The 25,397-nt window shown below is 71.1% G+C and carries 18 protein-coding genes, 1 tRNA gene and 2 riboswitches; of the genes, 15 read left to right on the plus strand and 4 right to left on the minus strand.

What is annotated here, in order from left to right; all coding sequences use genetic code 11:
- Positions 1–22: 22 nt before the first annotated feature.
- Positions 23–94: transfer RNA gene (locus VMF51_RS24475), tRNA-Val, on the plus strand.
- A gap of 729 nt (positions 95–823) precedes the next feature.
- Here VMF51_RS24475 and VMF51_RS24480 read toward each other — a convergent pair.
- Both VMF51_RS24480 and VMF51_RS24485 read right to left on the minus strand, forming a co-directional pair.
- A complete protein-coding gene (locus tag VMF51_RS24480; protein ID WP_325477103.1) occupies positions 824–1,093 on the minus strand; it encodes a hypothetical protein in 270 nt (89 codons plus the stop codon).
- The gene (locus VMF51_RS24485) at positions 1,090–1,710 is read right to left on the minus strand and encodes a superoxide dismutase (RefSeq protein WP_325477104.1); all 621 of its coding nucleotides are present in this window, start codon (positions 1,708–1,710) and stop codon (positions 1,090–1,092) included. Before VMF51_RS24485 ends, VMF51_RS24480 begins: the two co-directional genes overlap by 4 nt.
- A gap of 226 nt (positions 1,711–1,936) precedes the next feature.
- Here VMF51_RS24485 and VMF51_RS24490 point away from each other — a divergent pair, with 226 nt between their 5' ends.
- The 5 genes from VMF51_RS24490 to VMF51_RS24510 are packed head-to-tail and all read left to right on the plus strand — an operon-like array spanning position 1,937 to position 7,760.
- Positions 1,937–3,532 (plus strand): ABC transporter substrate-binding protein, encoded by a 1,596-nt coding sequence (locus VMF51_RS24490; RefSeq protein WP_325477105.1) that lies wholly within the window; start codon positions 1,937–1,939, stop codon positions 3,530–3,532.
- Positions 3,525–4,496 (plus strand): ABC transporter permease, encoded by a 972-nt coding sequence (locus VMF51_RS24495; RefSeq protein WP_325477106.1) that lies wholly within the window; start codon positions 3,525–3,527, stop codon positions 4,494–4,496. The genes VMF51_RS24490 and VMF51_RS24495 overlap by 8 nt, the downstream gene beginning before the upstream one ends.
- Entirely contained in the window at positions 4,493–6,193 is a 1,701-nt protein-coding gene (locus VMF51_RS24500; RefSeq protein WP_325477107.1) for a dipeptide/oligopeptide/nickel ABC transporter permease/ATP-binding protein, read from the plus strand. Before VMF51_RS24495 ends, VMF51_RS24500 begins: the two co-directional genes overlap by 4 nt.
- Positions 6,187–6,990 (plus strand): ABC transporter ATP-binding protein, encoded by an 804-nt coding sequence (locus VMF51_RS24505; protein WP_325477108.1) that lies wholly within the window; start codon positions 6,187–6,189, stop codon positions 6,988–6,990. The genes VMF51_RS24500 and VMF51_RS24505 overlap by 7 nt, the downstream gene beginning before the upstream one ends.
- Positions 6,987–7,760 carry a class I SAM-dependent methyltransferase gene (locus VMF51_RS24510; RefSeq protein WP_325477109.1) on the plus strand — a complete coding sequence of 258 codons (774 nt, stop codon included), beginning with the start codon at positions 6,987–6,989 and terminating at the stop codon, positions 7,758–7,760. Before VMF51_RS24505 ends, VMF51_RS24510 begins: the two co-directional genes overlap by 4 nt.
- Before the next feature lie 3 nt (positions 7,761–7,763).
- On the opposite strand, the gene VMF51_RS24515 is transcribed toward VMF51_RS24510, so the two are convergent.
- Both VMF51_RS24515 and VMF51_RS24520 read right to left on the minus strand, forming a co-directional pair.
- Entirely contained in the window at positions 7,764–9,560 is a 1,797-nt protein-coding gene (locus VMF51_RS24515; RefSeq protein ID WP_325477110.1) for an ABC transporter ATP-binding protein, read from the minus strand.
- Positions 9,557–11,293 carry an ABC transporter ATP-binding protein gene (locus VMF51_RS24520; RefSeq protein WP_325477111.1) on the minus strand — a complete coding sequence of 579 codons (1,737 nt, stop codon included), beginning with the start codon at positions 11,291–11,293 and terminating at the stop codon, positions 9,557–9,559. The genes VMF51_RS24515 and VMF51_RS24520 overlap by 4 nt, the downstream gene beginning before the upstream one ends.
- A gap of 309 nt (positions 11,294–11,602) precedes the next feature.
- Positions 11,603–11,740, plus strand: a riboswitch (cobalamin riboswitch).
- 81 nt (positions 11,741–11,821) lie between these two features.
- Here VMF51_RS24520 and VMF51_RS24525 point away from each other — a divergent pair.
- The 9 genes from VMF51_RS24525 (at position 11,822) to VMF51_RS24565 (ending at position 25,395) form a co-directional block, all read left to right on the plus strand.
- A complete protein-coding gene (locus VMF51_RS24525; RefSeq protein WP_325477112.1) occupies positions 11,822–13,180 on the plus strand; it encodes a hypothetical protein in 1,359 nt (452 codons plus the stop codon).
- 99 nt (positions 13,181–13,279) lie between these two features.
- Positions 13,280–13,427: riboswitch (cobalamin riboswitch) on the plus strand.
- Between the two features lie 154 nt (positions 13,428–13,581).
- Complete coding sequence (locus VMF51_RS24530) at positions 13,582–17,619, plus strand: Ig-like domain repeat protein (protein ID WP_325477113.1); 4,038 nt, start codon at positions 13,582–13,584, stop codon at positions 17,617–17,619.
- A 317-nt stretch (positions 17,620–17,936) separates the two neighbouring features.
- The gene (locus VMF51_RS24535; RefSeq protein WP_325477114.1) at positions 17,937–18,809 is read left to right on the plus strand and encodes a hypothetical protein; all 873 of its coding nucleotides are present in this window, start codon (positions 17,937–17,939) and stop codon (positions 18,807–18,809) included.
- A gap of 22 nt (positions 18,810–18,831) precedes the next feature.
- Entirely contained in the window at positions 18,832–20,148 is a 1,317-nt protein-coding gene (locus tag VMF51_RS24540; protein WP_325477115.1) for a hypothetical protein, read from the plus strand.
- A complete protein-coding gene (locus VMF51_RS24545; protein ID WP_325477116.1) occupies positions 20,145–21,164 on the plus strand; it encodes a hypothetical protein in 1,020 nt (339 codons plus the stop codon). The genes VMF51_RS24540 and VMF51_RS24545 overlap by 4 nt, the downstream gene beginning before the upstream one ends.
- On the plus strand, positions 21,157–22,161 hold the full coding sequence (locus tag VMF51_RS24550) for a hypothetical protein (protein ID WP_325477117.1): 1,005 nt from the start codon (positions 21,157–21,159) through the stop codon (positions 22,159–22,161). The genes VMF51_RS24545 and VMF51_RS24550 overlap by 8 nt, the downstream gene beginning before the upstream one ends.
- Positions 22,158–23,480 (plus strand): hypothetical protein, encoded by a 1,323-nt coding sequence (locus VMF51_RS24555; protein WP_325477118.1) that lies wholly within the window; start codon positions 22,158–22,160, stop codon positions 23,478–23,480. Before VMF51_RS24550 ends, VMF51_RS24555 begins: the two co-directional genes overlap by 4 nt.
- Positions 23,477–24,379 carry a hypothetical protein gene (locus VMF51_RS24560; protein ID WP_325477119.1) on the plus strand — a complete coding sequence of 301 codons (903 nt, stop codon included), beginning with the start codon at positions 23,477–23,479 and terminating at the stop codon, positions 24,377–24,379. Before VMF51_RS24555 ends, VMF51_RS24560 begins: the two co-directional genes overlap by 4 nt.
- Positions 24,376–25,395, plus strand: a complete 1,020-nt coding sequence (locus VMF51_RS24565; RefSeq protein ID WP_325477120.1) for an AAA family ATPase — start codon at positions 24,376–24,378, stop codon at positions 25,393–25,395. The genes VMF51_RS24560 and VMF51_RS24565 overlap by 4 nt, the downstream gene beginning before the upstream one ends.
- The last annotated feature ends 2 nt before the right edge of the window (positions 25,396–25,397 follow it).

A 25,397-nucleotide genomic window follows, 5' to 3' on the forward strand; every position in this document is an offset into this window, starting at 1 on the left:
TACAGTTTCGGCCGCACCACGCGGGCGATTGGCGCAGTGGTAGCGCGCTTCGTTCACACCGAAGAGGTCACTGGTTCGAACCCAGTATCGCCCACCTAGCGCAAACAGGCCCTGACCAGCGGAAACGCAGGTCGGGGCCTGTTCGTCATTTTATGCCGTGTCGGATACGTGTCGGATGCGCGACCTTCAACGCCTAGGTGCCGTGTGCTTCGCTTCGAAGGCAACGTCGTCCGCACCGACAGCGGACCGGGAGTGCCGACCATTGCGCTGGCAGCGGACGCATGGCGCCAGCTCACACCCCACCCAGGCACGCTGTCTTCGCCACCTGTCCGCATCGTCGGAGACGCGGAGATCGACGGCATCGTCCGGAACGTCAGCTCGTGGCTGCAGATGCCGGCGCCCACCAACTTCGTTCGGTTAGGCGATCGGGACACCTGCATCGCAACTAACCGCGTCGCCGCCCGAGACGCTGAGCGGGATTTCTCAATGACGACCCAGACGAGTAGCGGATTCTGCCCACAGTCGGCCTACGCGTCCCACGTTCGAGCCGTCTGCTTCGCGCTGGGGGCTGATGTGCCAACTGACGACGGACGTCAGCGACCGGGTCTGCTGCACTGATCCCCGCGACCGAGTCTCCGCCTTCGTCGCAAATCAAGATATGACTTAGCGGAGGGCTCTCGCCCAAGAATGTTCGCCTCTTGGCAGGCCCGGTCGGGTTCCCGTGAGCCGTGCCTGCCCCGAGGGTTTGGAGGCGTAGATCAGGACACCCGTTGACGGGCGTGAGGTGGATGCCGGGTTCCCGTGCCGACTGTCGGGCGTCCGCTCAGCTGAGGGCGGTCTCCATCTCCACGCACAGGTCGCGCACGCAGTCCTCGAGGGGCTCGCCGGTCTGGCGGTGCAGCAGCCCGAGGCTGAGCTCGGCCACCAGCAGGGCGCCGCCGGCGAGCTCGCTCTCGCTCTCGAAGGTGCGCATGAGCTCCCGGGCGCCCGCCGCGTCGCCGCGTCCGCGCGCTGCGACGATGCCGGCGACGCGTTGCGCGGCCGAGACGACCGGCGCGAGCTCGGCGCGCCGGTCGTCGGGGTCCGCGGTCACAGGATCAGCCCGGGTGTCTGGGTGCGGGCCCGGTCGAAGCGCTGCTGCACGTCGGCCCAGTTCACGATGTTCCACCACTGCTTGACGAAGGTGGCCTTGTCGTTCTTGTACTGCAGGTAGTAGGCGTGCTCCCACATGTCCAGCATCAGCAGCGGGACCATGCAGATCGGCACGTTCCCCTGGTGGTCGAAGTGCTGGATGATGAATGGTCGCTGGGCGACCACGTCCCAGGTGAGCACCGACCACCCGGAACCCTGCACGCTCAGGGCGTTCGCCTCGAAGTGGGCGCGGAACCGGTCGAAGCCGCCGAAGTACTCGTCCAGGACCTGGGCGAGCTCGCCCGTCGGCTTGTCGCCGCCGTCGGGGGACATGTTGGGCCAGAACACTGAGTGGTTGACGTGCCCGCCCAGGTGGAACGCGAGGTTCTTCTCGTAGGCGTTGAGCGGGGCGTACTCCGCCTTGTCCCGCATCTCGGCCAGCTGCTCGACCGTGGTGTTGATGCCCTTGACGTACGTCGCGTGGTGCTTGCCGTGGTGGAGCTCCATGATCTCGCCGGCGATGTAGGGCTCCAGGGCGGAGTAGTCGTAGGGGAGGTCGGGGAGGACGTAGTCGGTCATGTCGCCACCCTCTCGTTGTTGCAAAGAGTTTGCAACAACGAGCCTGGTCGCTATCGGCTCGCGCAGAGGGCCGGTTGGATCGTCCGTGAGTTGTTCATCGGCATCCCAGATTCGCCATGCGCGTCGGGCGTCGGATCGACGACGCCCTAGGCTCCGCTTTTATTGCGCATAATGTGCAACAGCGACAGCGTCGCGTTCATCGCCGTGGAGAGGACACCCGCACCCCATGAGAGCTGCCCGAGCACGATCCGTACGCCGTACGCGGGGGTGGGCCGCTGGCTCCGTCCTGCTGCTGGCGCTTTCCGCCGCCCTCGCCGGGTGCGGTGGAGAATCCTCCGGCGGCTCGGGCGACGCCGGTCGCGACACCATCCGGGTGGCGGTGGCCGAGCCGGTGGGCGACCTGAACCCGTGGGACTTCCTGGGTCAGTTCCACGCGATGGACCTCGTCTACGACCCCTTGGTGGCGTACGGCGAGGGCGGCGAGCTCGAGCCCGCCCTCGCCGAGTCCTGGGAGGTCTCCGAGGACGGACGGATGGTGACGTTCGCGCTGCGGCAGGGGGTCACCTTCCATGACGGCACCGCCTTCGACGCCGAGGCGGCGAAGTTCAACATCGAGCAGTGGGCGGGGCAGGAGAAGTTCTCCTTCCTCGGTGCCGCGACGGTGATCTCCTCGATCGAGACGCCGGACGAGCACACGCTGGTGCTGAAGCTCTCGGAGGCGTACCCGCCGCTGATCCAGGAGCTCACCATCGTGCGGCCGGTGCGCTTCGTCAGCCCCACGTCGGCGGAGGGCGGGAACTACACCGAGCCGGTCGGGACCGGCCCCTGGGTCTACGAGTCGTCGACGGACACGACCGGTGCGTTCGCGCGCAACGAGGACTACTGGGGCGAGAAGCCGTCGCTGGAGCACGTCGAGATGAAGGTCATCCCGGACTCCCAGACCCGGCTGTCGGCGCTGCGCTCCGGTGAGGTCGACCTGATCGGCGGCGGGTACCTGGCCCCGATCAACGCGGTCGAGGCGCAGACCGTCGAGGGCGACTCCAGCCTGGAGCTGCTCACCGGCGACGCCGACACCACGATGTCGCTGATCTTCAACCCCCGGGGGCCGCTGGCCGACCCGGCGGTCCGCGAGGCGGTGTCGCTCGCGACCGACGTCGAGTCCATCAACAACGTCCTCTACGGCGGCACGGACAACGTCGCCCGCGGCTACTTCCCGCCGACCGTGCCGCACAGCGGCACGCCGGTCGAGCGCGCCTTCGACCCCGACGCGGCCGCTCAGGTGCTCGACGACGCGGGCTGGGCACTGGACGGGAAGGCGCGCAGCAAGGACGGCAAGCCGCTCGAGCTGGAGCTGCTCCTGGTCTCCGACCCGGTGCACGGGATGATGGACTCGCGCACCGTCGGCCAAGCGCTGCAGGACGCGTTCGCGAAGGTCGGCATCGGGGTCGAGTTGCGGGTCGTCGACGGGGCGGCGTACTTCGACGAGGAGGCCGCCGGCAACTTCGATCTCGCGTTCTCCACGACGTACGGCGCGCCGTACGACCCGACGAACACCGTGCTGTCCTTCCTCACCAGTGACGCCGAGACGCCGACCTGGACGACGCCCGAGCTGGACGGTCTGGTCGAGGCAGCGGTGGCCGCCAGGGAGCCGGCCGATCTCGACGCCGCGTACCAGGCGATCTACGACTACCTGGAGGAGGCGTCGGCGTTCGTGCCGATCACCAACCCGCCGCGCTACTACGCGGTGCGCTCCGAGGTCGATGGCTTCGAGATCCCGCCGCACGAGTACCACCTCGACCTCACGGGCGTGACGATTGGCTGAGCACCATCGCGTCGGCGGGGCCAGGGCGCGTGCCCTGGCCCGCCACGTGCTCACGGCGGTCGCGGTGCTGCTGGTGGTGACGTTCGCGACCTTCGCGTTGGTGCGGGCGACGCCCGGCAACACGGCGTCGTCGATCGCGGTGCGCCAGGCCGGTCCGGGCGCCACGCAGGAGCAGGTCGACCGGATCCGCGAGGAGCTGAAGCTGGACGACTCCGTCGTCGCGCAGTACGGCGTGTGGCTCTCGCGCGCCGTCTCCGGGGACTTGGGCCGCTCCGAGAAGACCGGGCGCCCCGTCGCGGAGGAGATCGCGGAGAAGTTGCCCCGCACGCTCTTCCTTGCGCTCGGGAGCACGCTCATCGCGGTGGTCGTGGGCTTCGCGGCGGGGATCGTCTCGGCCGCCGTACGGCGGGGCCCGCTGCCCGGGGTCCTGCGCCTGCTCGCGCTGGTGGGCGCGTCGGTCCCGGCGTTCTGGATGGCCTTCCTGCTCATCGTCGTGTTCTCGGAGCGGCTCGGTCTGCTGCCGACGTCCGGTCAGGCCGGTCCGGCCTCCTGGGTGATGCCGTGGGTGGTGCTGGCCGTGCCGGCTGCCGCCACGATCAGCCGGGTCGTGGCGGTCGCGCTCGCCGAGGCGTTGCGTCAGCCCTACGTCACCGCGGCGCGGGCCCGGGGTGCGTCGGTCCGCTCGACGATCTGGCGTGACGCCCTGCCCAACGCGGCGGCCGCGACGCTCAACGTCACCGCGTTGCAGGTCGGGATGGTCCTGACCGGAACGGTGGTGGTCGAGACGGTCTTCGCCTGGCCGGGTCTGGGCGCGTGGTTCGTCGCCTCCGTCGAGTTCCGCGACAACTGGGCGATCCTGGCCGGGGTCCTGGTCTTCGCCGTCGGGTTCATCCTGATCACCCGCACTGCCGACGTCGTGCAGACAGTCGGCGATCCTCGGCTGCGAGAGGAGCGGATCCGGTGAGGCGCGGACTCCTGCTCGGCCTGCCGCTGCTGCTCATCGCGCTCGTGGGCGCCCTGGCGCCGTGGCTCGCGCCGGCGTCGCCGAACGCCACCGACCTCACCGCCAGCCTGCAGCCCCCGAGCGCCGACCACTGGCTGGGCACCGACCAGCTCGGGCGCGACCAGCTGAGCCGGATCGTGCACGCGGCCCGCACCTCGATGGCCATGGCGGCGGTTGTGATGGCGATCGCCATCACCGTCGGTGTGAGCGTCGGTGCCGTGGGCGCGTACGTCGGCGGGGTCGTCGACCGGGTGGTCACGGCAGCGGTCGAGCTTGCGCTCAGCGTGCCGTCGCTGCTGCTGGCCCTGGCCATCGTCGGGATCCGGGGCAACAGCCTGCCCAACCTGATCTTCGCGCTCTCGGTCCTGGCGTGGGCGCCGTACGCCCGGATCGCGCGTGGCGCGGTGCTGGGCTACCGGCGCTCTGCGGCGTCGGACGCGCTGGTCGGACTCGGCGCCCATCCGCTGCGGATCCTGTTCGTCCACGTCGTACCGAGCGCCGCCCGGCCCTCGCTCGTCTTCGCCAGCACCGATGTCGGGGCGGTTGTCCTGGCCACGGCGGGCCTGAGCTTCCTCGGCCTCGGGATCACCCCTCCGACCCCGGAGTGGGGCCAGATGCTCGTGGAGTCGCGGCCCTACCTCGGCACCGCATGGTGGCTGTGGCTACCGCCCGGCCTCGCGATCACGGCCGTGGCACTCTCGGGCAACCTGGTCAGCGAGCACGTCGGGGTCCCGCCCGAGCTGCGCCGGTGGCGGATGCGCCGACCGTCGGCCCCGCGCCAGCCTGAGCGCGTCGTACTCCCGGCGGAGCTGGACGCGGACGCGCCGCTGCTCGCGGTCCGCGAACTCCGGGTGCGCTTCGACACGCCGGGAGGCGAGGTCGTCGCTGCCGACGGAGTCGACTACGAGGTCCGGGCCGGCGAGGTGCTTGCCGTCGTCGGCGAGAGCGGCTCCGGCAAGACCGTCTCCAGCCTGGCCCCGCTCGGACTGCTGGGGGAGCAGGCGCTCGTCGAGGGCAGCGCCAGGTTCCGCGGCACCGAGCTCGTGGGTGCCGACGAGCAGACGCTACGAATGGTGCGCGGCGCGGGGATCGGCATCGTGTTCCAGGACCCGTACGCCGCCCTCAACCCGCTGCGGCGGATCGGCTCCCAGGTGGCCGAGGGTCTGCCCCTCGGTCTCTCGAAGGACGACGCCCGCGAGCGCGTGGTCGAGCTGCTGGGGTCGGTGGGTCTGCCCGAGCCGGCGAGCCTGGTGGACCGCTACCCGCACGAGCTCTCCGGCGGCATGAGGCAGCGAGTGCTGATCGCCGCCGCGCTCGCGGGTGACCCGGCGGTGCTGATCGCCGACGAGCCGACCACCGCCCTCGACGTCACGACCCAGGCCGAGGTGCTGACGCTGCTGCAGAAGCTCGGCCGCGACCGTGGCCTCGCCCTGGTCCTGGTGAGCCACGACCTCGCGGTGGTGGCCGACCTCGCCGACCGGGTCGTGGTGATGAGGCACGGCCGGGTCGTGGAGACCGGCCCGACCGCCGACGTCCTCGCCGGGCCTCGCCACCCCTACACGCGAGACCTCGTCGCCGCCATCCCTGCGCTGGGGCGAACCCCCGGCACCCGGTTCGTCACCGGAGTGGACCACGTCGTAGAGGAGGCACCGTGCTGAGCGTGGAGAACGCGTCGCTGAGCTACGCCGGGCGCCGCGACCGCGCGCAGCGGCACCGTGCGGTCGACGACGTGAGCCTGGAGGTGGCGCCGGGCGAGATCGTCGGCCTGGTGGGGGAGTCCGGCTGTGGCAAGTCGACGCTGGCGCGCGCCGTCGTGGGGCTCCAGCGTCCCGACAGCGGACGGGTGCTCGTCGACGGCGTCGCGCTCGCCGACCTCGGCCGCCGCGAGCGGCGCGCTCACCGCCGTGTCGCGCAGATGGTCTTCCAGAACCCGTCCAGCTCGCTCGACCCGCATCGAACGGTCCGGGCGTCGATCTCCGAGGCGCTGTCGGTCTCGGGCGCGGTGCCGCGCGGGCGTCGTACGGCGCGGGTCGGCGAGCTGCTGGATCTCGTGGGCCTCGACCAGGCCGTCGCGACCCGCCGGCCGCGCCAGCTCAGCGGCGGCCAGTGCCAGCGCGTCGCCATCGCCCGCGCGCTCGCTGTCGGTCCCCGACTGCTCGTCTGCGACGAGCCGGTGACCGCCCTCGACGTGTCGGTGCAGGCCCGCATCCTCAACTTGCTGATGGACCTGCGCGACGACCTCGGCACCGGTTGTCTGTTCATCACCCACGACCTCTCGGTGCTGGCGCAGCTCGCCGACCGGATCGCCGTCATGCACGAGGGCCGGATCGTCGAGGTCGGCCCGGCGCCGCGGGTGCTCGGCGACCCGCAGCACGCACAGACGCGGCGGCTGCTGGCCGCCGTACCCCGCTTCTCGCACGCCACGTCCGACACGAACGGAGACGCCACACCATGACCGATCCCCGGGTCACCCTCGCGCACCAGCTCGTCGCCGAATGGGAGCGCCAGCAGGAGGTCTACATCGCGCACCGCGAGGTCCGCTTCGAGCTGATGCTCGACGTGATCGACCGGCTCGCGCCGCGGACCGACGGCGCGCTGCGCGTCGTCGACCTGGCCTGCGGGCCGGGTTCGGCGACCGAGCGGGTGCTGCGGCGATTCCCCGAGGCCGAGGTCGTCTCGATCGACCTCGACCCGCTGCTCCTCGAGCTCGGTCGGCTGCACCAGTCCGAGGCCGAGCGGCAGCCCACCTGGCTCCACGGCGATCTGCGCGACCCGGCCTGGATCGGCCAGCTCCCGCATCCGACGTACGACGCCGTGGTGTCCACCACCGCCCTGCACTGGCTCACCGGAGCCGAGCTCAGCGCGCTCTACGAACTGGTCCGGGGCCTGATGGCGCCGGGCGGGGTCTTCCTCAACGGTGACTACCTGCCGGCCACCCGTCCACACGGGACGATCGCCCGCGCGGTGCGCGACATCGGCGTGGACCGGGAGCGCACAGCCGTCGCCGCGGGCGCACTGGACTGGAAGACCTGGTGGGAGCGGGTGCGCGCGGAGGAGTCGCTGGCGGCCGAGGTGGCCGCGCACGACGAGGTGTTCAAGGACCGGCGCGAGCACGAGTCGCCGAGCCGGGCGTTCCACCTGGCCGCGCTGCGTGAGGCCGGGTTCCGCGAGGTCGACCTGGTCTGGCACGACCTGGCCGAGGGCCTGGTCTGCGCGGTGCTCTGAGATCTACGCCGTCGCGGCCGGAGCATCGACCAGCTGCGAGGCCAGCAGGTCGACGTACGCCCCACCGGCCGCGACGAGCTCGTCGTGGGTCCCGGACTGGGCGATCCGGCCGCCGTCGAGCACCACGACCCGGTCGGCGGTGCGGATGGTCGAGAGCCGGTGGGCGATGACCAGGGTGGTGCGGCCGTCGCGGACCTCGTCCATGGCGCGGCCGACCGCCTGCTCGCTGGTGGCGTCGAGGTTGGAGACCGCCTCGTCCATCACCAGGATCGGAGCGTCCTTCAGGAACGCGCGGGCGATGGCGATGCGTTGGCGTTGACCGCCGGACATGAGGGCGCCGAGCTCACCGGCGACGGTGTCGTAGCCGTCGGGGAGGCCGGCGATGAACTCGTGGGCCTGTGCGGCGCGGGCGGCCGCCTCGACCTCGGTGTCGGTCGCGTCGGCGCGGCCGAGGCGGATGTTCTCGCGCAGGGTGGTGTTGAAGAGGAACGTCTCCTGCGGGACCAGGGTCATCAGGCGGCGCAGGTCGTCCTGGGGGAAGTCGCGTACGTCGTGCCCGCCGACCGTGATCGAACCGGCGGTGACGTCCCACAGCCGCAGCAGCAGGTGGGCGCAGGTCGACTTGCCTGCGCCCGAGTGGCCGACGAGCGCGACCGTCTCGCCGGGTCGCACCTCGAACGAGACCTCCTGGACGGCAGGGTCGAGGTCCTCGCGGTAGGCGAAACGGACATCCTCGAACCTGACATGGGGGACCACGGGGCCGGCGGGAGGCGTGTCGACGAGGTCGCGGACGGGTGCCGGCGCGTCGATGAGGGTGGTGATCCGCTCGGCGGCGGAGGCCACGACCGAGAGCTCCCGGGCGACCTCGGTGACCTTCAGGACGGGCAGCATCGCCATCGCGGCCAGGACGACCGCGACCGGGAACAGGGTCGGGTCGAGGTCCCCGCGGCTGACCAGTGCAGCGCCGAGGACGAGAACGACCAGGGTGCCGGCGAGCGCGATGGTGTCGGTTGCGGCGTACTCGATGCCGGACCGGCGTCCGTGGGCCGAACGGGCGGCGGCCAGCCGGGCGCCCTGGCGGCGCAGGATCGCGAGGCGCTGCGGGCCGGCGCCGAAGCTGACCAGCTCCCGTAGGCCCTGGAAGGTGTCGGCGCTGTCGGCGCTCATCCGGCCCAGGGACTCGCGCAGCTCGCGGCCGTCGCGCTCGGCGCGCCGGCGCAGCCAGGACGGCACCGAGGCCAGCACGACGAGCACGGGCACGAGGGCGACGGCGAAGGACCAGTGGAAGGTGCCGAGGGTGATCGTGGTGGCCACCGGCACGGTGGTCGCGACCGCCAGCGGGCTCAGGGTGTGGGCGAAGAAGACCTCGATCAGCTCGACGTCGGAGATCGCCGCCGAGCCGAGGTCACCCGAGCGGCGCTCGAGCATGTAGCCGGGGGAGAGACGCTCGAAGGCGTCGTAGACCTCGCCGCGCGTGTCGGCGAGGGCGCGGAAGGCGGCGATGTGGGCGAACGCGCTGTCGGCGACGTTCATCACGACCAGCGGGACCACCAGGCAGACCAGGGCGATGATCCAGCCCTGCAGCTCGTCGCCGGAGGCACCGGTGGCGGCCTTGGCGACGACGTACGCCCCGATGCCACCGGAGGCGAGGGCGAGCAGCTGGTGGAGGGCGCCGGCGAGGTAGGCGACCACGATGAGTCGGCGGTGTCGGCCCAGCAGGGGCATCAGCACCCGCAGTCGACGGGCCAGGGAGCGCGGCTCCGCGTCGGGAGCGGCATGGTCGTGGGCGTGGGTGCTCATCGGGCTGCTCCGGTCTGGGTCGCGACGAGGCCGGCGTAGGTCCCCGACCGGTCGAGGAGGTCGGTGTGGGTGCCGGTCTCGACGACCCTGCCGTGGTCGAGAACGACGATGCGGTCGGCGTCGCGGACGGTGGAGAGCCGGTGGGCGATGACGATGGTGGTCCGCCCCCGCGAGAGAGTGGCGAGTGCCTCGGTGATGGCGGCCTCGTTGGCCGCGTCGATGGCCGACGTCGGCTCGTCGAGGACGAGGACCGGCGCGTCCTTCAGCAGAGCCCGGGCGATGGCGATGCGCTGGCGCTCACCGCCAGAGAGCTTCAGGCCCCGTTCGCCGATGACCGTGTCGTAGCCCTGGGGCAGGCCGGTGATGAACCCATGGGCTCGGGCCGCGGTCGTCGCGGCGACGAGGTCCTCGTGGGTCGCGTCCGGGCGCGCGAGGAGCAGGTTGTCGCGCACGGTGCCGTGGAAGAGGTAGGTGTCCTGGGCGACGACGCCGACGGCGTCGCGCAGCTGGTCGAGTGGCAGGTCGCGCAGGTTGTGGCCGTCAAGGCGGATCACCCCGGACGTGGGGTCGAAGAAGCGTTGGAGCAGACCGACGATCGTGCTCTTGCCGGCGCCCGAGCGGCCGACCACGGCGACCCGCTCCCCGGGCTCGATCACCAGGCTCAGGCCGTCGAGGGCGAGGGCCGAACGCGTCGGGTAGCGGAACGAGACGTCGGTCAGCTCCAGGCGCGGTGGTACGGCGAGCGGGCGCGGCTCGGCGTCGTCGGCCTCGTGGACCTCCGGTTCGAGACGGAGCAGGTCGGCCACCGCGCGGCTGGCCGGGATCGCGGAGTACGCCGCATGGAACGCCGACTGCAGCTCGTTCATCGGCCGGAACGTCTCGCGGGTCAGCAACAGGATCGTGAACAACCCGGCCACGGTGATCTCGCCGGTCGAGGCGTGCCAGGCGCCGAGCCCGATCGCGGCCGTGGTGCCGATCGGCACCAGGAGCTCGCCGATGCTGGAGGTGGCCGACGACGCCCACATCAGCCCGACCGAGTCGCGACAGAACTCCTCGGCACGGTCCGCGAGCTCGCGGCCCCGGCGGCGACTGGCGTTGAACGACTTCAACGTCGCCATGCCCTGCACCGCATCGAGGTTCTCGGAGTAGACACCGCGGTAGGTCACCATCCAGCGGTCGCCACGTTCCTCCATGAGCCGGCTGCCGGCCATCTTGGAGACCGGCGCCAGGAGGGCACACAGCAGGACGATCCCGCCCACCAGCGGGTCCACGGCGACGACGTACGCCGCGCCGAGGCACGCGCCGATCACCGCGGCGTAGACCGCCGGGACGAACCGACCGATCAGCGGGTCGAGCAGCTCGACGGAGTCGACGACCGTCGTCTGCAGGTCGCCGGTGCGCATCCGCTGGGCCTGGCCCGGCCCGAGGTCCAACAGCTTCAGCGTGAGCTGCTCGCGCACCGTCTCCTTCACACGTCCCGAGACCCGCGGCGCCCAGGCGTCGCGGACGACCACCACGCCCACCCGCACGAGCTGGAGGGCGACAACGCCGAGCAGCGGCCACGCCAGCTCCGCGACCGGTGCCCCGCCCACCACTCGTGCGAGGAGGCGGGCGATCAGGAGGCCCTGGCCGACGTACGTCGCGGTCACGAGAAGCATCAAGGCGACGAGGCCGGCGATCTCGACCCGGGAACTCGGACGGAAGGACAAGAACAGCCGGACAGCCTGCCGCATGGTTCTGCCGCTCCTCGTAGGTGTTGCATGTTGTTTGCAGGAGCGAGATTAGGGCAAGTGCCGCTTGGTGGTGTCGGCGAGGTCAGGCGTGGTCAGGGCCTTGCGATGCCCGGATGTCACTCCCCGAACCTTGACCCTGACGACGCGCGAGGTGGCCGGCCGGGAGTCGACAGTTCCGCGGTAGACGACTAGAAGTTGAACGCATAGGCACATTTCCTCGGCGATCGACAACACGTGGCCGCGCAGTCGGCGCCCGTACAGGACCAGGCGGGGATCGTCGGTCGGCCGCTCAGCACTGCCGTTCGCACGAGGCGATAACCTCACCCGGACAACTCCACATCCGCCCAATCCAGGGGAAGCCGGTCGAAGTCCGGCACTGACGCGCAACCGTGGTCCGTCGAGCACATGACGGAAAGTCGGGAGACCTGGCTGGGTGAGAACACCACCACTACTCGCTGTCGCGATCGCAGGGTAGGGGCCGCGGAGCGCCGCGCGATCCCTTCCTGCCACTTGCAGCCGGAAGGAACCATGACAACCGCAGCCACGGGTCCGCGCTTTGCGTTGTTGACCCCGCTCCTCGCCGTCCTGGCCCTCATGGTCGGGTTCGCCCCGGCCCTGGTCGCCGCCCCGGCCTCCGCCGCCACCTCCAACGACCAGCTGGTCGCCCAGCTGCGGTTGATGCAGGCCGAGACCGGCCAGTACATCCTCGACAACTACGAGCCCACCGGACTCGGTGTCGAGTGGAAAGCCCTCGGCCTCGCCCGCAACGACACCCCGGGTGCGCAGGCGTGGCTCGACACCTACTACTCCAATCTCGTCGACGACGTCGTCGAGAAGGACGGCGTACTCGGTGCGGCCACCGAGTACGAGCGGGTGATTCTCGCCCTGGGCGCTTTGAACCGCGATCCGACGGACGTGGGCGGTCACAACCTGCTGGAGGGCGTGGCGGACATGAGCAAGCTCCCGCTGCTCAACCAGGTCATCTTCGCCCTGATCGCCCTGGACTCGCGCGACTACGCGATCCCGACCGTCGCAGGCGTCACCACCCCGACCACCCGACAGGGTCTCGTCGACCGGATCCTGACCGCGGAACTCGCGGCCGGTGGGTGGGCCTTCTTCGGCGCCCGGACCGATCCCGACATGACCGGCATGGCGCTGCAGGCGCTCGTTCCCTACGTGGGCCAGCCCGAGGTCTCCGCGGCCGTGGGTCGCGCGGTGACTGCCCTCTCCGAGCTGCAGCGCGACAGCGGCGGCTACGCCAGCTTCGGCGAGAGCGTCGAGAGCGCCACCCAGGTCATCACCGCCCTGGCCGCCCTCGGCATCGACCCGGACACGGACCCGCGGTTCATCAAGAGCGGCGGCAGCGCGGCCGCGGCGCTCACCACGTTCTACGTCGACGGCGGCGGCTTCTGGTACTCCACGCCGTCGACCACCCGGAACAGCATGTCCACCGAGCAGGGCTTCTACGGCATCGCCGCCTACCTGCGCTTCGTGGACGGACGCAACAGCCTCTATGACATGCGCGACGCAGGTGAGCCCGCGCCGCCCGTCCCGCCGAAGCCCACCCCGCCGACGTCGAACCCCGGCAAGGCGGCCGCCACGGTGAAGGTGACGGTCAAGAAGTCACGGGTCAAGCGCGGCACGAACGCCGTCTTCGTGGTCAAGGTGACGGCCCCCGGGGCGAGGCCGAGCGGCAAGGTCCGCGTGACGTTCGCAGGCAGGAACGTCAGCGCCAGGCTCAACGCCGCAGGTACGGCCCGGGTCAAGGTCCCGGTCAACCGGACGGTCAAGCCGGGGAAGAAGGCGGTCCGGGTCGTGTACCTGGGGGACTCCCGCGTGAAGAAGGCGACCATCCAGACCAAGAAGGTGGTCCGCGTCCGGAGGTAGAGCTCCTCCTCTGGGCGAGGACGGCTCGGCGGCCCTGGCCGCCGGGCCGTCCTCGCGTTCGGAGCATTCCGGCATCAGCCGACCGTGAACTGGGATAGGGTCCGCTCGGGTCGCGCCGGTCGTGGCCCGCCAACCAGTTGCACTCGCGACGGGGGAAGCCGGTGAGACTCCGGCGCTGTCCCGCAACCGTGTGCGGCACGAGCCTGTGCCGCGAGTCGGAGTACCTATCGCGTGTTGTCTGGCTCAATCCTGTCGTGGAAAACGGGAACGTGGCCTGAAGCACCTGCTGTTCGACCTGCACCGCACGCCGCCCCGGCGCCGTGCGCCTGCACGCCGAGCAGCGCGGACCGCTCCGCTCCTCACTCTCCACGCACAGTCGTCGCAAGGAGAGACAAACACACATGGATCCCACGCCCGCCAACCACGCGCGCGGACGCGTGATGGCCTTGATGCTGAGCGCGATCACGACCCTCGCCCTGATCCTGGGGATGGCCCCGGCCGCCTCCGCCGACGACGGCGAGATCGACGTCTACCTCACCTTCGAGGGCTACAACCTCGGCCAGGGCTACTACATCGAGCCCGTGAAGCTGACCGTCCCCGAGGGTACGACCGCCGCCCAGGTGACCGAGTCCGTCCTGGACGACGCAGGCCACGACTTCGCCGACCCGGGGGACCCGACCACCGGCAGCTGGTACCTCTCCAAGGTGGCCGGCATCGACACCGGCGTCGTGGACGTCCCGTCGTACATCACCGACCAGGAGGACTTCGCGCTGACCGTGGAGAACGGCGACGGCTACCTCGGTGAGTTCGACTACTCGAACATGTCGGGCTGGATGTACACCGTCGACAACGTCATGGCCCCCGTGGGCGCCGGCGCGTGGGAGATGGCTGACGGCGAGGTGATCCGTTGGCAGTTCACCATGCACGGCTACGGCTGCGACACCGGCGTGCCCAGCGGCTGCTGGGGTGCCGACCCGTACTTCACGATGGCCGACAAGTCGGACCTGATCCGCGCCCTCGCCGATCCCGACCCGGCGACCGCGACCGAGGACGAGGTCGAGGCCGGACGCGGCGTCGCCATCGCCCCGCGCGCCACCACGGCGCAGGTCGACGCCGCGATCGCTGCACTCACCGAGCCCGAGCCGGCGCCCGCGCGGTGGACCGCCGTGGCCACCCCGGCCCAGGGTCAGCTCCTGAACCGCTTGAACCAGGCCCTGCGGAACCAGTTCGGGCAGAGCGCCGGCAGCTACGACTACAGCGTGCTCAAGAAGGTCCGGGTCAGCGGCACGCTGAACAGCCAGGACTACGCCGACCTGCGCAACGCGGCGTACGCCGGCACGAGCATCGAGGAGCTCGACCTGTCCGGGGTCGTCGACGGGACGACGTTCCCCCTCAACGGGATGACCGCTCTCACCGACGTGAGCCTGCCCCCGGTCGCCTCCTTCACGCTGGCCAACCCGTTCCAGGGCAACACCAGCCTGCGCCACGTGGTGGTGGCCGCCGAGACCTACGTGTTCGGGTCGGCGACGACCTTCAACGGCATCGACACTCTCGAGCGCATCACGTTCCTGCACCCGACGAAGCCGTCGATGAACGCCTCGACCTTCACCGGCTCCAACAACGCCGATCCCGCGAACCGCACCGTCGAGGCCGCCGTTCCGGACGAGACTCGCGGGGACTACGACAAGGAGACCTTCTCGTCGTACTTCGCCGACGTGGTGGAGGACCCGATCGCGGAGGACCGCGCCGAGCTGCAGACCGTCGTCACCGAGGCCGCCGCGACCAGCGAGAACGCAGCCGTGCCGTTCCGATGGACGCTGTTGCAGGAGGCACTGGCCGCTGCCAACGCGGCGCTCGCAGATCCGTCCGCGACAAGCGCTCGGATCTACCAGACGCGTGTGATCCTGCAGACCGCGATCGGCCGTCTGGGCTTCGACGGTCCCGGCCTGTCCCTGAAGGTCACCAAGGGCGCCGACGTGGAGCTGTCGTGGAAGAACGGCACCGCCCAGCACTTCGCGGAGTTCGTGCGGTACCCGCTCGCCAGGATCGCTGCCCTCTCCGACGACGACTACGACGTCTACGTGCCCACCACGCCGGTCGCCTACAGCTCGCAGAAGATCGCCACCGCGCTGATCGAGGGCGAGACCGAGAAGGTCGCCAAGATCTTCACCGTCGCCGCGACCTCGGCCGAGGCACAGTACACGCTGAACCTCAGGCCGCTGGAGGGACGTGAAGACACCTCGTTGTCGATCCCGGGTCTCGGAGCCGGCGACCCGCGGAACCTGTACACCAACGTCGACGACACCGGCGTCGTCAACCTGGAGGTGGGCGAGCACTTCGACCTCGACACGTTCCGCACCTCACAGGCGCAGCTCGACCAGATCAACAACCTCTTCATCGAGCCCGACTACACCTTCGACGTGGCGGGCAGCAGCATCACGACTCGCGAGATCGGCGCCGAAGGCCGTCGGCAGCTGCGGATCAACGCCGAGCAGCCGGGCGTCAGCGTCGTCAAGATCACCTACGACCCGCTGCAGTACCTCGCCGCGAACGACAACGGCACCCCCGGCAACACGAACTGGTCGTTCAACGGCATCGAGGAGCAGAACACCGGCCTGGTCGTCGTCAACGTCGGCGGCTCTGAGGCATCCTTCGACACCGGGATCGACGTCCGCAACGAGCTCGACACCTACTACTTCGACAAGGCCGTCGGCTCGCGTCCGTTCACCTTCACCCCGGACGAGGGCACCACGGTCCGGGTGCACCAGCCGCTCAACCGCGGGGCGTGGGGCACCGGCTGGCGCGGCTACCTGCCCGCCGAGACCGGCGAGTTCACCGTCAAGCTCCGCGCCGGACGCAACATCATCGAGCTCACGAACGGCGACGAGGTCACCTACTACGTCGTCCGCGCCAAGGGCATCGACGTCACCATCGCCAACGGGACCGATCCCGGCCAGCCCTTCGAGACCGGCGACAACGCCCAGCTCACGCTCAGGGGCATCGAGGGCGGCATCGAGAAGCTCGGTGGCATCTACAACCCCGCCTTCATGGCGGGGACGAAGCCGCGGCTGACCTACTCCGACGGCACGAGCACCGTTCAGAGCAACGAGGGCGGCCAGTACACCAGCGCCACCACGACGTACGCGCTCACCTACGCCGTCCCCGCGGAAGCGGAGGCGACGCTGGAGGGGTACCTGTCGATCGGGGGACTCGGCTCGGAGTGGCCCTACCACCGCCAGATCCCGCTGGAGGGCAAGCCGGCCAACCTGAACGCCGTAGCCATCGGTCCCTACAACCTGGGTGCCCTGCCGCCGGTCTACGTCTACGACGGCCAGGTCACCACCAGCCCCGACGTCGTCCCGATCGACCGCACCGCGCTGCAGGCGGCGCTCGACGAGGTCGCCGACCTCGACGCAGCCGACTACACCGCGGACAGCTGGACCACGCTGCAGACGGTGGTCACCGAGGCGAACCGAGTCGTCACGGACGAGGACGCCACCCAGGGTGAGGTCGACGAGGCAGCTCTGGCTCTCGACGAGGCGATCGATCAGCTGGTGCTGCTCACCGCTCCGCAGGCACCGGCCCGGCCCGAAGCCACGGTCGAGGGCAAGGACATCACCGTCACCTGGTCGGCACCCGAGAACGGCGGCTCGCCGATCACCGGCTACACCGTGGTGCTCGCGCCCGGTGAGGGCACGCCGCTGACCCGGACGGTAGCTGGCGACGTGACACGCGCGGTGTTCGAGAACCTCCCCGCGGGCACCTACACGGCGACCGTGGTCGCGACCAACGCGGTCGACGACTCGCAGGCCTCCCCGGCCTCCGCAGGCGTCACCATCGCCGCGGACCCGGTGGCGACCTTCATCACCGCCTCGGCCACACCGACGACCTACGGCACGGCCAGTGTCCTCACGGTCACGGTCGCGCCGGTGAGCGGCGAGGAGAAGCCGTCCGGCACTGTCTCGACGACGGTCGCCGGTCAGACGGTGACCGGAACCCTGACCGAGGGGCGCACGACGCTGCGGATCCCGGCCAAGTCGCTCAAGCCCGGCACGTCGTCGCTGACGATCCGCTACGCGGGCGTCGAGGGACGGTTCACCGCCTCCACGAAGACGGTCTCGGCCACGGTGACGAAGGCCGCGGCCAAGATCAACGTCAAGCCCGCCAAGAAGCAGGTGAAGCGCGGCAAGAAGGTCACCTTCCTGGTGACGGTGAAGGCTCCCGCCGCCGACGTGACGCCGACCGGCAAGGTCCGCCTGACCTTCCTGGGCACCACGAAGACGGTCAAGCTCAACGCCAAGGGCGCAGCCAAGGTGAAGATCACCGTCAAGCGGAAGGCCAAGCCGGGCCGGCGGCCCGTCCAGGTCGCCTACATGGGCGATTCCTACGTCGGCCCAGGGCAGGTGAAGTCCGGAACGGCGGTACGGGTCATGAGGTGACCTGAGTCGATGTGTGCGTGACGGCCCGGCCGATCTCGGCTGCCGGGCCGTCACGCAGATCGCAGACACCAGAGACTGAGGCGATTCGGCGGACCATCCGCCGGAGCCGCATAATGCGGCTGGGCGTCTGCCCACCAAGAACTGAATACCCTCCCTGGGTTCCAAAGCCGGTGCGAATCCGGCGCTGACCCGCAACCGTGAGTCGAGCTCCCGCTCGACGAGTCGGACTGGCCCCGGGAGGCAACGAAAACATCAACCGTCGTGGAAAGCGGGTGGGTGGAAGCGGCCCGTCGGCCGCGCTCCCTCCCCGCGCGGGAGTGGAGAACAAGATGAACCGTCCAGGTCACCGGCGCCGCGTCGTCGCGGCTGCCTCGGCCGCGGCCCTCGGGCTCCTCGTCTCGGTGCTGGGAGTAGTGCCCGCCCAGGCCGAGCCCGCCACCGACGGGTGGCACCCGGGCTTCTGCAAGCAGGGCGAAGGACTCACCGTCGTCGTCGACTTCGGCATCGGGGCGGAGCGTGACCCGGAGGCTCGGTGCCGGGTGGGCGGGACCTACTCAGGCACGGGCGAGCGACGCCTCGATGTGCTCGAGGCGGTCGGATACGAGGTCGGGATGACCGGCGACTTCGTCGGCTTCGTCGACGGGATCGGTCACGACGTGCCCGGCGTCGGCCCGTGGTGGCGGTTCACGACCGTCAGCGGAGAAGGCGCCTGGAGCGAGGATCGAGGCTTCGCGGTGCCGAACAACGCTATGAACTGGTTCCAGGGCGTCTGTTTGAGTATGGAGGGCTGTGTTCCGCGACTGGTGGCGAGGTTCGCGCCGGGCGGTAGCGGTCCCGTCGCCCCGTCTGTGCCCGGCGAGCCCACGAAGCCTCCGGCGCCTGTCGAACCGGCTCGCTCGGCGGTGCGGTTGAAGGTGGTAAAGCTGCCGACCAGCACAAGGCCGGGTGTAGCCCGGGTCACCGTCGGGAGAGCTGCCGGCCGCCCTTCGCCCAGCGGCCGAGTCGTCGTGACCCTGATCAAGGCGAAGCAGGCCAAGCGGATGCGCACGGTGCTGCCGAGCCGACGATCGGCGGCGCGGATCAGGTTGCCCAGACTGGCCAAGGGCCGCTGGCGGGCTGCGGTCGTGTATCACGGCGACGCGAACTACCAGCGGGCCAAGGCCCAGACCAGGCTCCGGGTACGTCGCTGAGCGGGCGGTAGGAGAGATTCACATGGAGCAGGCGCGGCGACTGGGTGCGCTCCCACGAAGGCTGGCTGCCTTCGCAGGGGTGGCGCTGCTGTGCCCGCTCGTTGGACCTGGCCACGCGGACGCGGTGGGGCGGACGCAGTCGGCCCTGTGCGCCAACAACCCCGGCTGCGCACTCATCACGACCACCGACACCGTCAACGTTGGTGATTTCGTCTTTGTCAACGTGCGAGGCAACGCCGGCGTCCAGGTCGGAGTCCGGCTCTACCTCGTGGAGTTCAACGCCCAGGGCACGGTGACCGCGCTGCACCCGGCCGGCGAGACTGCGACCGCGCGGACCCGTGACGACGGGATCTACCGGGGACTGCGCCTAGTTCCCGAGCAGCCACCGGAGTCCCATGCAGGCGGCTGGCTCTGGGTCGGACTGGCTGACGACACCAGCATGGACTTCACCCGACGGCTCGGCGAGCTCATCCCCTACGGCGGCCCGGCCGTACGTCTGCTGGGCGACGGCTACACCCACGTCAAGCCCGTGGATCGACGGCTGTCGATGGAGGTGATCGGTCACGTCAGGGGCATGCCGTACTGGGTGGAGTACCAGACCGAGGCGGGCGAGTGGGTCGACCTCCCGGGTTACGGCGAAGGTCACCCTCAGGTGCTCAACAGCGCGCCCGACAAGCGCGAGCGCATCGAGTACAGCGTGCCGGCGAACTTCTTAGGGCGTAGCGAGCCTTACAAGTTCCGGATCATCAGGGAGTACGGAGGGCAGGAGGCCTCCGCTCCATGGGACGTGGAGCCAGCCCTCTTGTCGGACGAGACGGAGACCCCCGGAAAGGACCTCGATAGGGATGGCGTTCCCGACGCCACGCCGAGCGATCCGACCCCGAGTGAGCCCACGCCCAGCGTGAAGCCGGCTCCTCAACCCGAATCCAAGCCCGCACCCGACAAGAGTGGCGACGAGAAGCCCGACAGCAAGCCCGAGGCGACGAATGGACCGGCGCCGGACCCGGCCACCACCACCACTCCTCCTCAGCAGCCGGATGACGGCGGCGGCGCCTCCACGTCGGCAGACCTCTCGGCGCCCGGGGCGCCCGCGGGAGCGACCGCCGCGGCGGTCCCGGTGGCTCCCGTGCCCGGGCAGAGTTCGCAGCTCGACGCGACAGGCTCGGTCTGGGGACGTGAGCCGGTGGTGAGCCACGCCTCCGGCCCGATCCTGCAGACCGAGGCCGGCGTCGCCCGCGCCTGGGGGCTCCTCGGCCTGGTGCTCCTACTGGCCCCGGGGGGCTGGTGGCTCTTCGCCCGCCGCCGGGCCGCACGCGAGCTCCGCGAGCCACTGACGTGAGCCGACTCCTGCAGCGCGCGGCGACCGGGCTGTGCGCCGGTGTCGCCCTGGGCACGCTCGGTGCCGGCGCTGCCGCTGAGGCAGTGCCGTCGAGCCAGGCTGTTGAGCTCTGCGGCGGCTCGGTGCCCTGCTCGGTCCAGGCCGACTCCACCTGGATCGACGGCCTGCCGGGCGATGTCGCGGTGACCGGCCGGCCCGGCAGCACGGTCGGCGTACGGGCGTTCCGGGTGGGCGGGGACGAGCGGCTGACGCCGTTCGGCCCGTCCGTTGAGGTGACCACCGACGGCAACGGGTTCGGTCGCGCGGACCTGACCCTGCCTCGGCTCGCGGAGGACGAGGAGGCCGGGCCGTTGCTGCTGGCCTTGGAGGACAGCCGGGGCGCCGATCTGACGGAGGTGCTGGGCACCTGGACCGTGCTGGCGTCGCGGAGTCCGTTGGTCCTGGGCGACGGGTACGGCATGGCCAAGCCGGTGGGTACCGACCTCGCACTCCAGGTCACCGCGGCGCTGCCCGGCACGATCCTTGCCGTCGAGATCGAGCGCGACGGGCGCTGGGAATCAGCGGGCGGTAGCGCGCAGTGTCCGGATGCCACGACCGTGTGCGAGCTGATCTACCAGGTTCCCCGCGGCCTGGATCGGGGTCGGCACCAGCTACGCCTGGTGGACACCGCGTCCGGCATCCCGGTCGCCACCTGGGCCGTGCTGCCGAGCGACGCGGGGCAGACGGTGGCCCGCCGTCCTCTGCCCGCTACACCGATGGTCGGGGCCGACCTCGCCGAGGGTGACGTCGTCACGGCGGTGCCACGGCCGCGCGGGCAGAACCTCGACATGCCCGACGTCGCGGTCGCGTCCACGCCCGCGTCGCACGATCCAGTCGAGGTCCGGCGGGCGGCCATCGCGCTGGCCGGGCTGGCGGCGTTGGCGGCGCTCCTGGGAGTCGGGGTCGGCGTACGGCGACGTCTGGTGCCGGCGCGCCTTGGCAGCGATCCCGCCGGGGGAGCGGCGCGTCGTGGCTGAGTCGACAACCGCTGACGAGCGGTTCACCGGTCTGCCCTGGCTGCTCTGGGCCGGCGTGATGGTCCTGGTGGTCACCGCGACCACCAACGTGGCCGTGCTGGGGTCCGTGGCGCTCGGATGCTGGGTGGCGATGGCGGCCCTGGGCGGACCCCGGGCGGAGGTCGGACGCCTGGTCGTCGGTGTCTCATTGAGTCTCGCGGCGCTGTGGGCGCTGCTCGGAGTGGCAGTCCAGCGTCCCGGTCTCGGTGGGGAGGTCGTCTGGCTGCTCCCGGAGTGGTCGGCGGCGACCGGTGGCACCTTCGGTGGCGCGGTGACGAGCGGTCAGCTCCACCTCGCCGCCGCGCGTGGGGCACAGGCTGTGGCGTTGGTGGCGGTCCTGGGGCTGCTCGCGCACGCGGTCTCCGCCTCCGGTTGGCTCCGACTGGCCGGGGCGACCTGGGGCGGGGCAGCTCGGGTCTGGGGGCCGCTTCTCTGCCTGGGCGAGGCCTACGCGGCCCAGCGCTGCGACGCACGCCTGACTCGCCGTTCCGGTTTCGCCGGCTCCGGGCGTGCCGCGGTGCTGAGCGAGATCCTCGAGCGGGCCGGAGAGATCTCCGCGGACTGGTTCACGCCTCGGCTCACGAGACTCGGCCCGCTTCGCGCGCTGGCGGGGGTCGCCGCCGTACTCGCCATCTGCCTGTGGTGGGCGCGCGGCGCGATCTCGCCGACGGCCTGGCCGGAGGTCTCCGGCATCGAGTTGACCCTGCTCAGCCTGGCCGCGTTCATCCTGGTGGGCCTGGCCTTGCATGGTTTCGCCCTGCCGCGGCCGACGGCGAGTGACGCCGTCCCTCTTTTCGGTGCCGTGTCGGTCGGCGGGTGCTGGATGCTGCGGGAGCGCACCGGCGACGCGGAGGCACTCGTCGTGGACTTCGCGCAGGCGCCCGGGCTCCCGGTCTCCGTTCTGCTCTGCCTCGCCGTGCTCCCGGTGCTCGCCGTCGCCGCGGGAGGGCGACGGTGACCCTCACGATCGACGGACTCTCGGTCTGGTTGCCGACGCGCGGCACCGTGCTCGCCTCCGTCTCCGCCGAGCTCACCGGTGTCACCCTGGTGGTCGGACGCAATGGTCGCGGCGCGAGCACCCTGCTACGCGCGCTCGCCGGACGGCTGATGCTCGGTGCTCGGGTCACCGGCCGCGTCGATCTCGACGGACATGCCGTGCTCGGCCTCACCGCGCAGGAGCTCGCCGGCGCTGTCGACTCTTCCCAGCTCGCCGACGACCCCGGCGCATCGCGACAGCAGGCAGCCGAGCGACTGGAGCGCGCCCTGTCCAACCGCGAGGCACGGGTGCTGGTGCTGGACCAGCCGCTCGCGGACCTGGCGCCCGAACGTCGGCCCGCGGCGCTCGCCGCCATCCGGGAGCGCGCCGCTGCCGGCACCGTCGTCGTCTGGGCCGACCACCTCGTCGAGGAGGCCCTCCCCGCCTGTGACCAGGTGCTGGAGATCCTCGCCCCGGACCGGATCGAACAGGTTCAGCGGGCGAGTTGGGTACCGCGCACCCTGCCCGCGCCTCCCGGGCTGGCGCTGGCCCGCGCGATGAACGGCGAGGTCTCTGCGGACGGTTCCCCGGGGTTGGCCGGCCTGATCCCGCACCTGCGCGATCAGCGGCGCGTCGCGGGGGACCGGCTGACGACCGCGGCGCCCGAGGTGACCCGACTCGACCGGCCCCTCGATCTCAGCGACGGCGTCTGTCTGGGCATCGTGTCCGCCGAGGGTGACCGAGAGGCGGAGGTCGACCTGGCCCGTCGTCTGGTCGCGGTGGCGCGGGGTGAGGCGTTCCTGGCCGAGCCGCTCGCCGTACCGCGCGCCGCCCGTGTCGGTGCTCTGGTCCGCGGCTGGGAGCGGCGGCACCGGCTGGCGCCAGGCTCCGTGGCGGCCCACGTCGATCCGTTGGCGCGACTCGACGCTGACCGCGCTGTCGACCGGCACTCGCCGGGCGAACGCGCTGCCCTGACCTGGGGCCTGGCCCTCAGTCGGCCGGGGGCACGCCTGCTGATCGAGCCCACCCGGGGCATGGACCCCGCCGCCCGTCGCCACGTCGCACGCACCCTCCACGACGAGCCGCGCGCCTTCACCTGTCTGGTCTCCAGCGACGTCGAGGTCCTCACCCGGGCCTGCCACCGGATCGTGGTGATCGGCGACGGCGCAATCGTCGCTGACGGGGCCCCGCTCACGGTCCTCGACCGGCTGCCGCACCAGCCGGAGCTGGCGCGGCTGGGAGCGCGGGCAATCCGCGTGCGCGACCTCGTCCCGACGACCACGGAGGTGGCGCTGCGATGAGCGGACGCACCTGGCGCCGGATCGGTGTCCCCTATGGTCGGCGCTCGCTGCTGGTACTCGCCGTCCTGGTGGTCACCGGCCTGGTCTGGATCGGCTGGCCGATCCGGGACTCGCTCACCGCGCAGTCGCGAGCCCAGGCACAGGAGGCGGCGCCCTGGTTGATGACGGCGCTCGTCTGCGGGCTCTTCGCGCTCGCGGTGGCGATGTGGCTGGACGCAGGGCGGCGGCTCGACGCGCTCGCGGGTGTGGCGGGCCTGATCCTCGCCAACACCGTGGTCCGGGCAGTGCTCAATCCCGCGGCCGGCGGTGTCGAGTTCGTCCATGCCCTGCCGCTGCTGGCGGGGGCCGCGCTCGGCGCACCGGCCGGCTTCCTGGTCGGAGCCGCCTCCGCGTTGTCGTCGACGATCGCGTTCGGCGAGCCGGCGAGCACCCTGCCCACCCAGGCGCTCATCTGGGGTCTCAGCGGGATGCTGGGCGGTCTGCTGTGGCGGATGCGCCCCCGCGCTGCCTGGCTGGCGTCCCTGCCGCTCGCCGTGGGCGCAGGTCTGGCCAGCGGGGTGCTGCTCAACCTGATGGGCTGGGGCCAGGAGCCGGGCACCACCCTGACCAGCTTCTACCCGGGACTGCCGCCCGTCGAGGTCGCCGATCGCCTCTGGGCCTACACGCGGGAGACCTCGCTGATCTACGACCTGACCCGGGGCGCGACCACCGCTGTCGTTCTGGGGCTGCTCGGCCATCCGCTGCTGGTCGCGTTGCGGCGCAGTATCGGCGCCGAGACCACCCCGTCCGACCCGCTGGAGCGAGACACGGTGGAGCCCGCCGCGATCGCCCGCCGCGAGGACCGCGCCCAACTCGAACGCCTCTGGAACCACGACGACCGCCAAGGAGCCCAGCCATGACCGACCTCCCCACGCTCCCCGCACCACCGGCCACCGCCATCGGTGCGGCCGACCTCGCACGCGCCGCGGAGATCACGACGGCGATCAGCGGAGCTTTCGCCGGCAAGGTGGTCGGCCAGCAGGCGCTACTGCGTGGACTGCTGGTGTCGTTGATGTCGCGCGGCCACGTGCTGCTGGAGTCGGTGCCCGGCCTGGCCAAGACGCTCTCCTCCTCGGTGCTCGCCTCCGCCGTGCGCGCGGAGTTCTCTCGCATCCAGTGCACGCCGGACCTGCTGCCCTCCGACATCATCGGCACCCAGGTCTTCAACCCGGCCACCACCGAGTTCCGCACCCAGCTGGGACCGGTGCACGCCAACTTCGTGCTCCTCGACGAGGTCAACCGCTCCTCGGCCAAGACCCAGTCCGCGATGCTCGAGGCGATGCAGGAGCGCCAGACCACGATCGGTGGCGAGAGCCACCGACTGCCGGTGCCCTTCATGGTGCTCGCCACCCAGAACCCGATCGACGAGGAGGGCACCTACGTCCTGCCCCAGGCGCAGATGGACCGCTTCCTGCTCAAGGAGGTGCTCGACTATCCGTCTCCGGCAGAGGAGGCCGAGGTGCTGGCCCGCATCGCCGCCGGCGAGCTCGACTCCCAGCACGCCGAGCCGGTGGCGAGCCTCGACGACGTCCTCTTCCTGCAGGCACTGGTCGAGCGGGTGCACGTGGCCGAGTCGATCAACCGCTACATCGTCGAGATCATCAACGTCACCCGTCACCCGGCCCAGTTCCTGCCCACCGAGACGGCGCGCTACCTCGAGTACGGCGCCAGCCCGCGTGGCTCCATCGCGTTCCTGCAGGCCGCGCGCGCCCAGGCACTGCTGGCCGGCCGGGGGCACGTGCTGCCCGAGGACGTGGTCACCCTGCGGCACCCCGTGCTGCGCCACCGGCTCCTGCTCACCTTCGAGGCGCTGGCAGCGCGGGTGCGCCCCGAGGACCTCATCGACGCCGTCTTCGACGCGGTGCCGACCCCGTAACG

It is taken from the genome of Nocardioides sp. (assembly GCF_035503875.1).
Taxonomy (GTDB): Bacteria; Actinomycetota; Actinomycetes; order Propionibacteriales; family Nocardioidaceae; genus Nocardioides.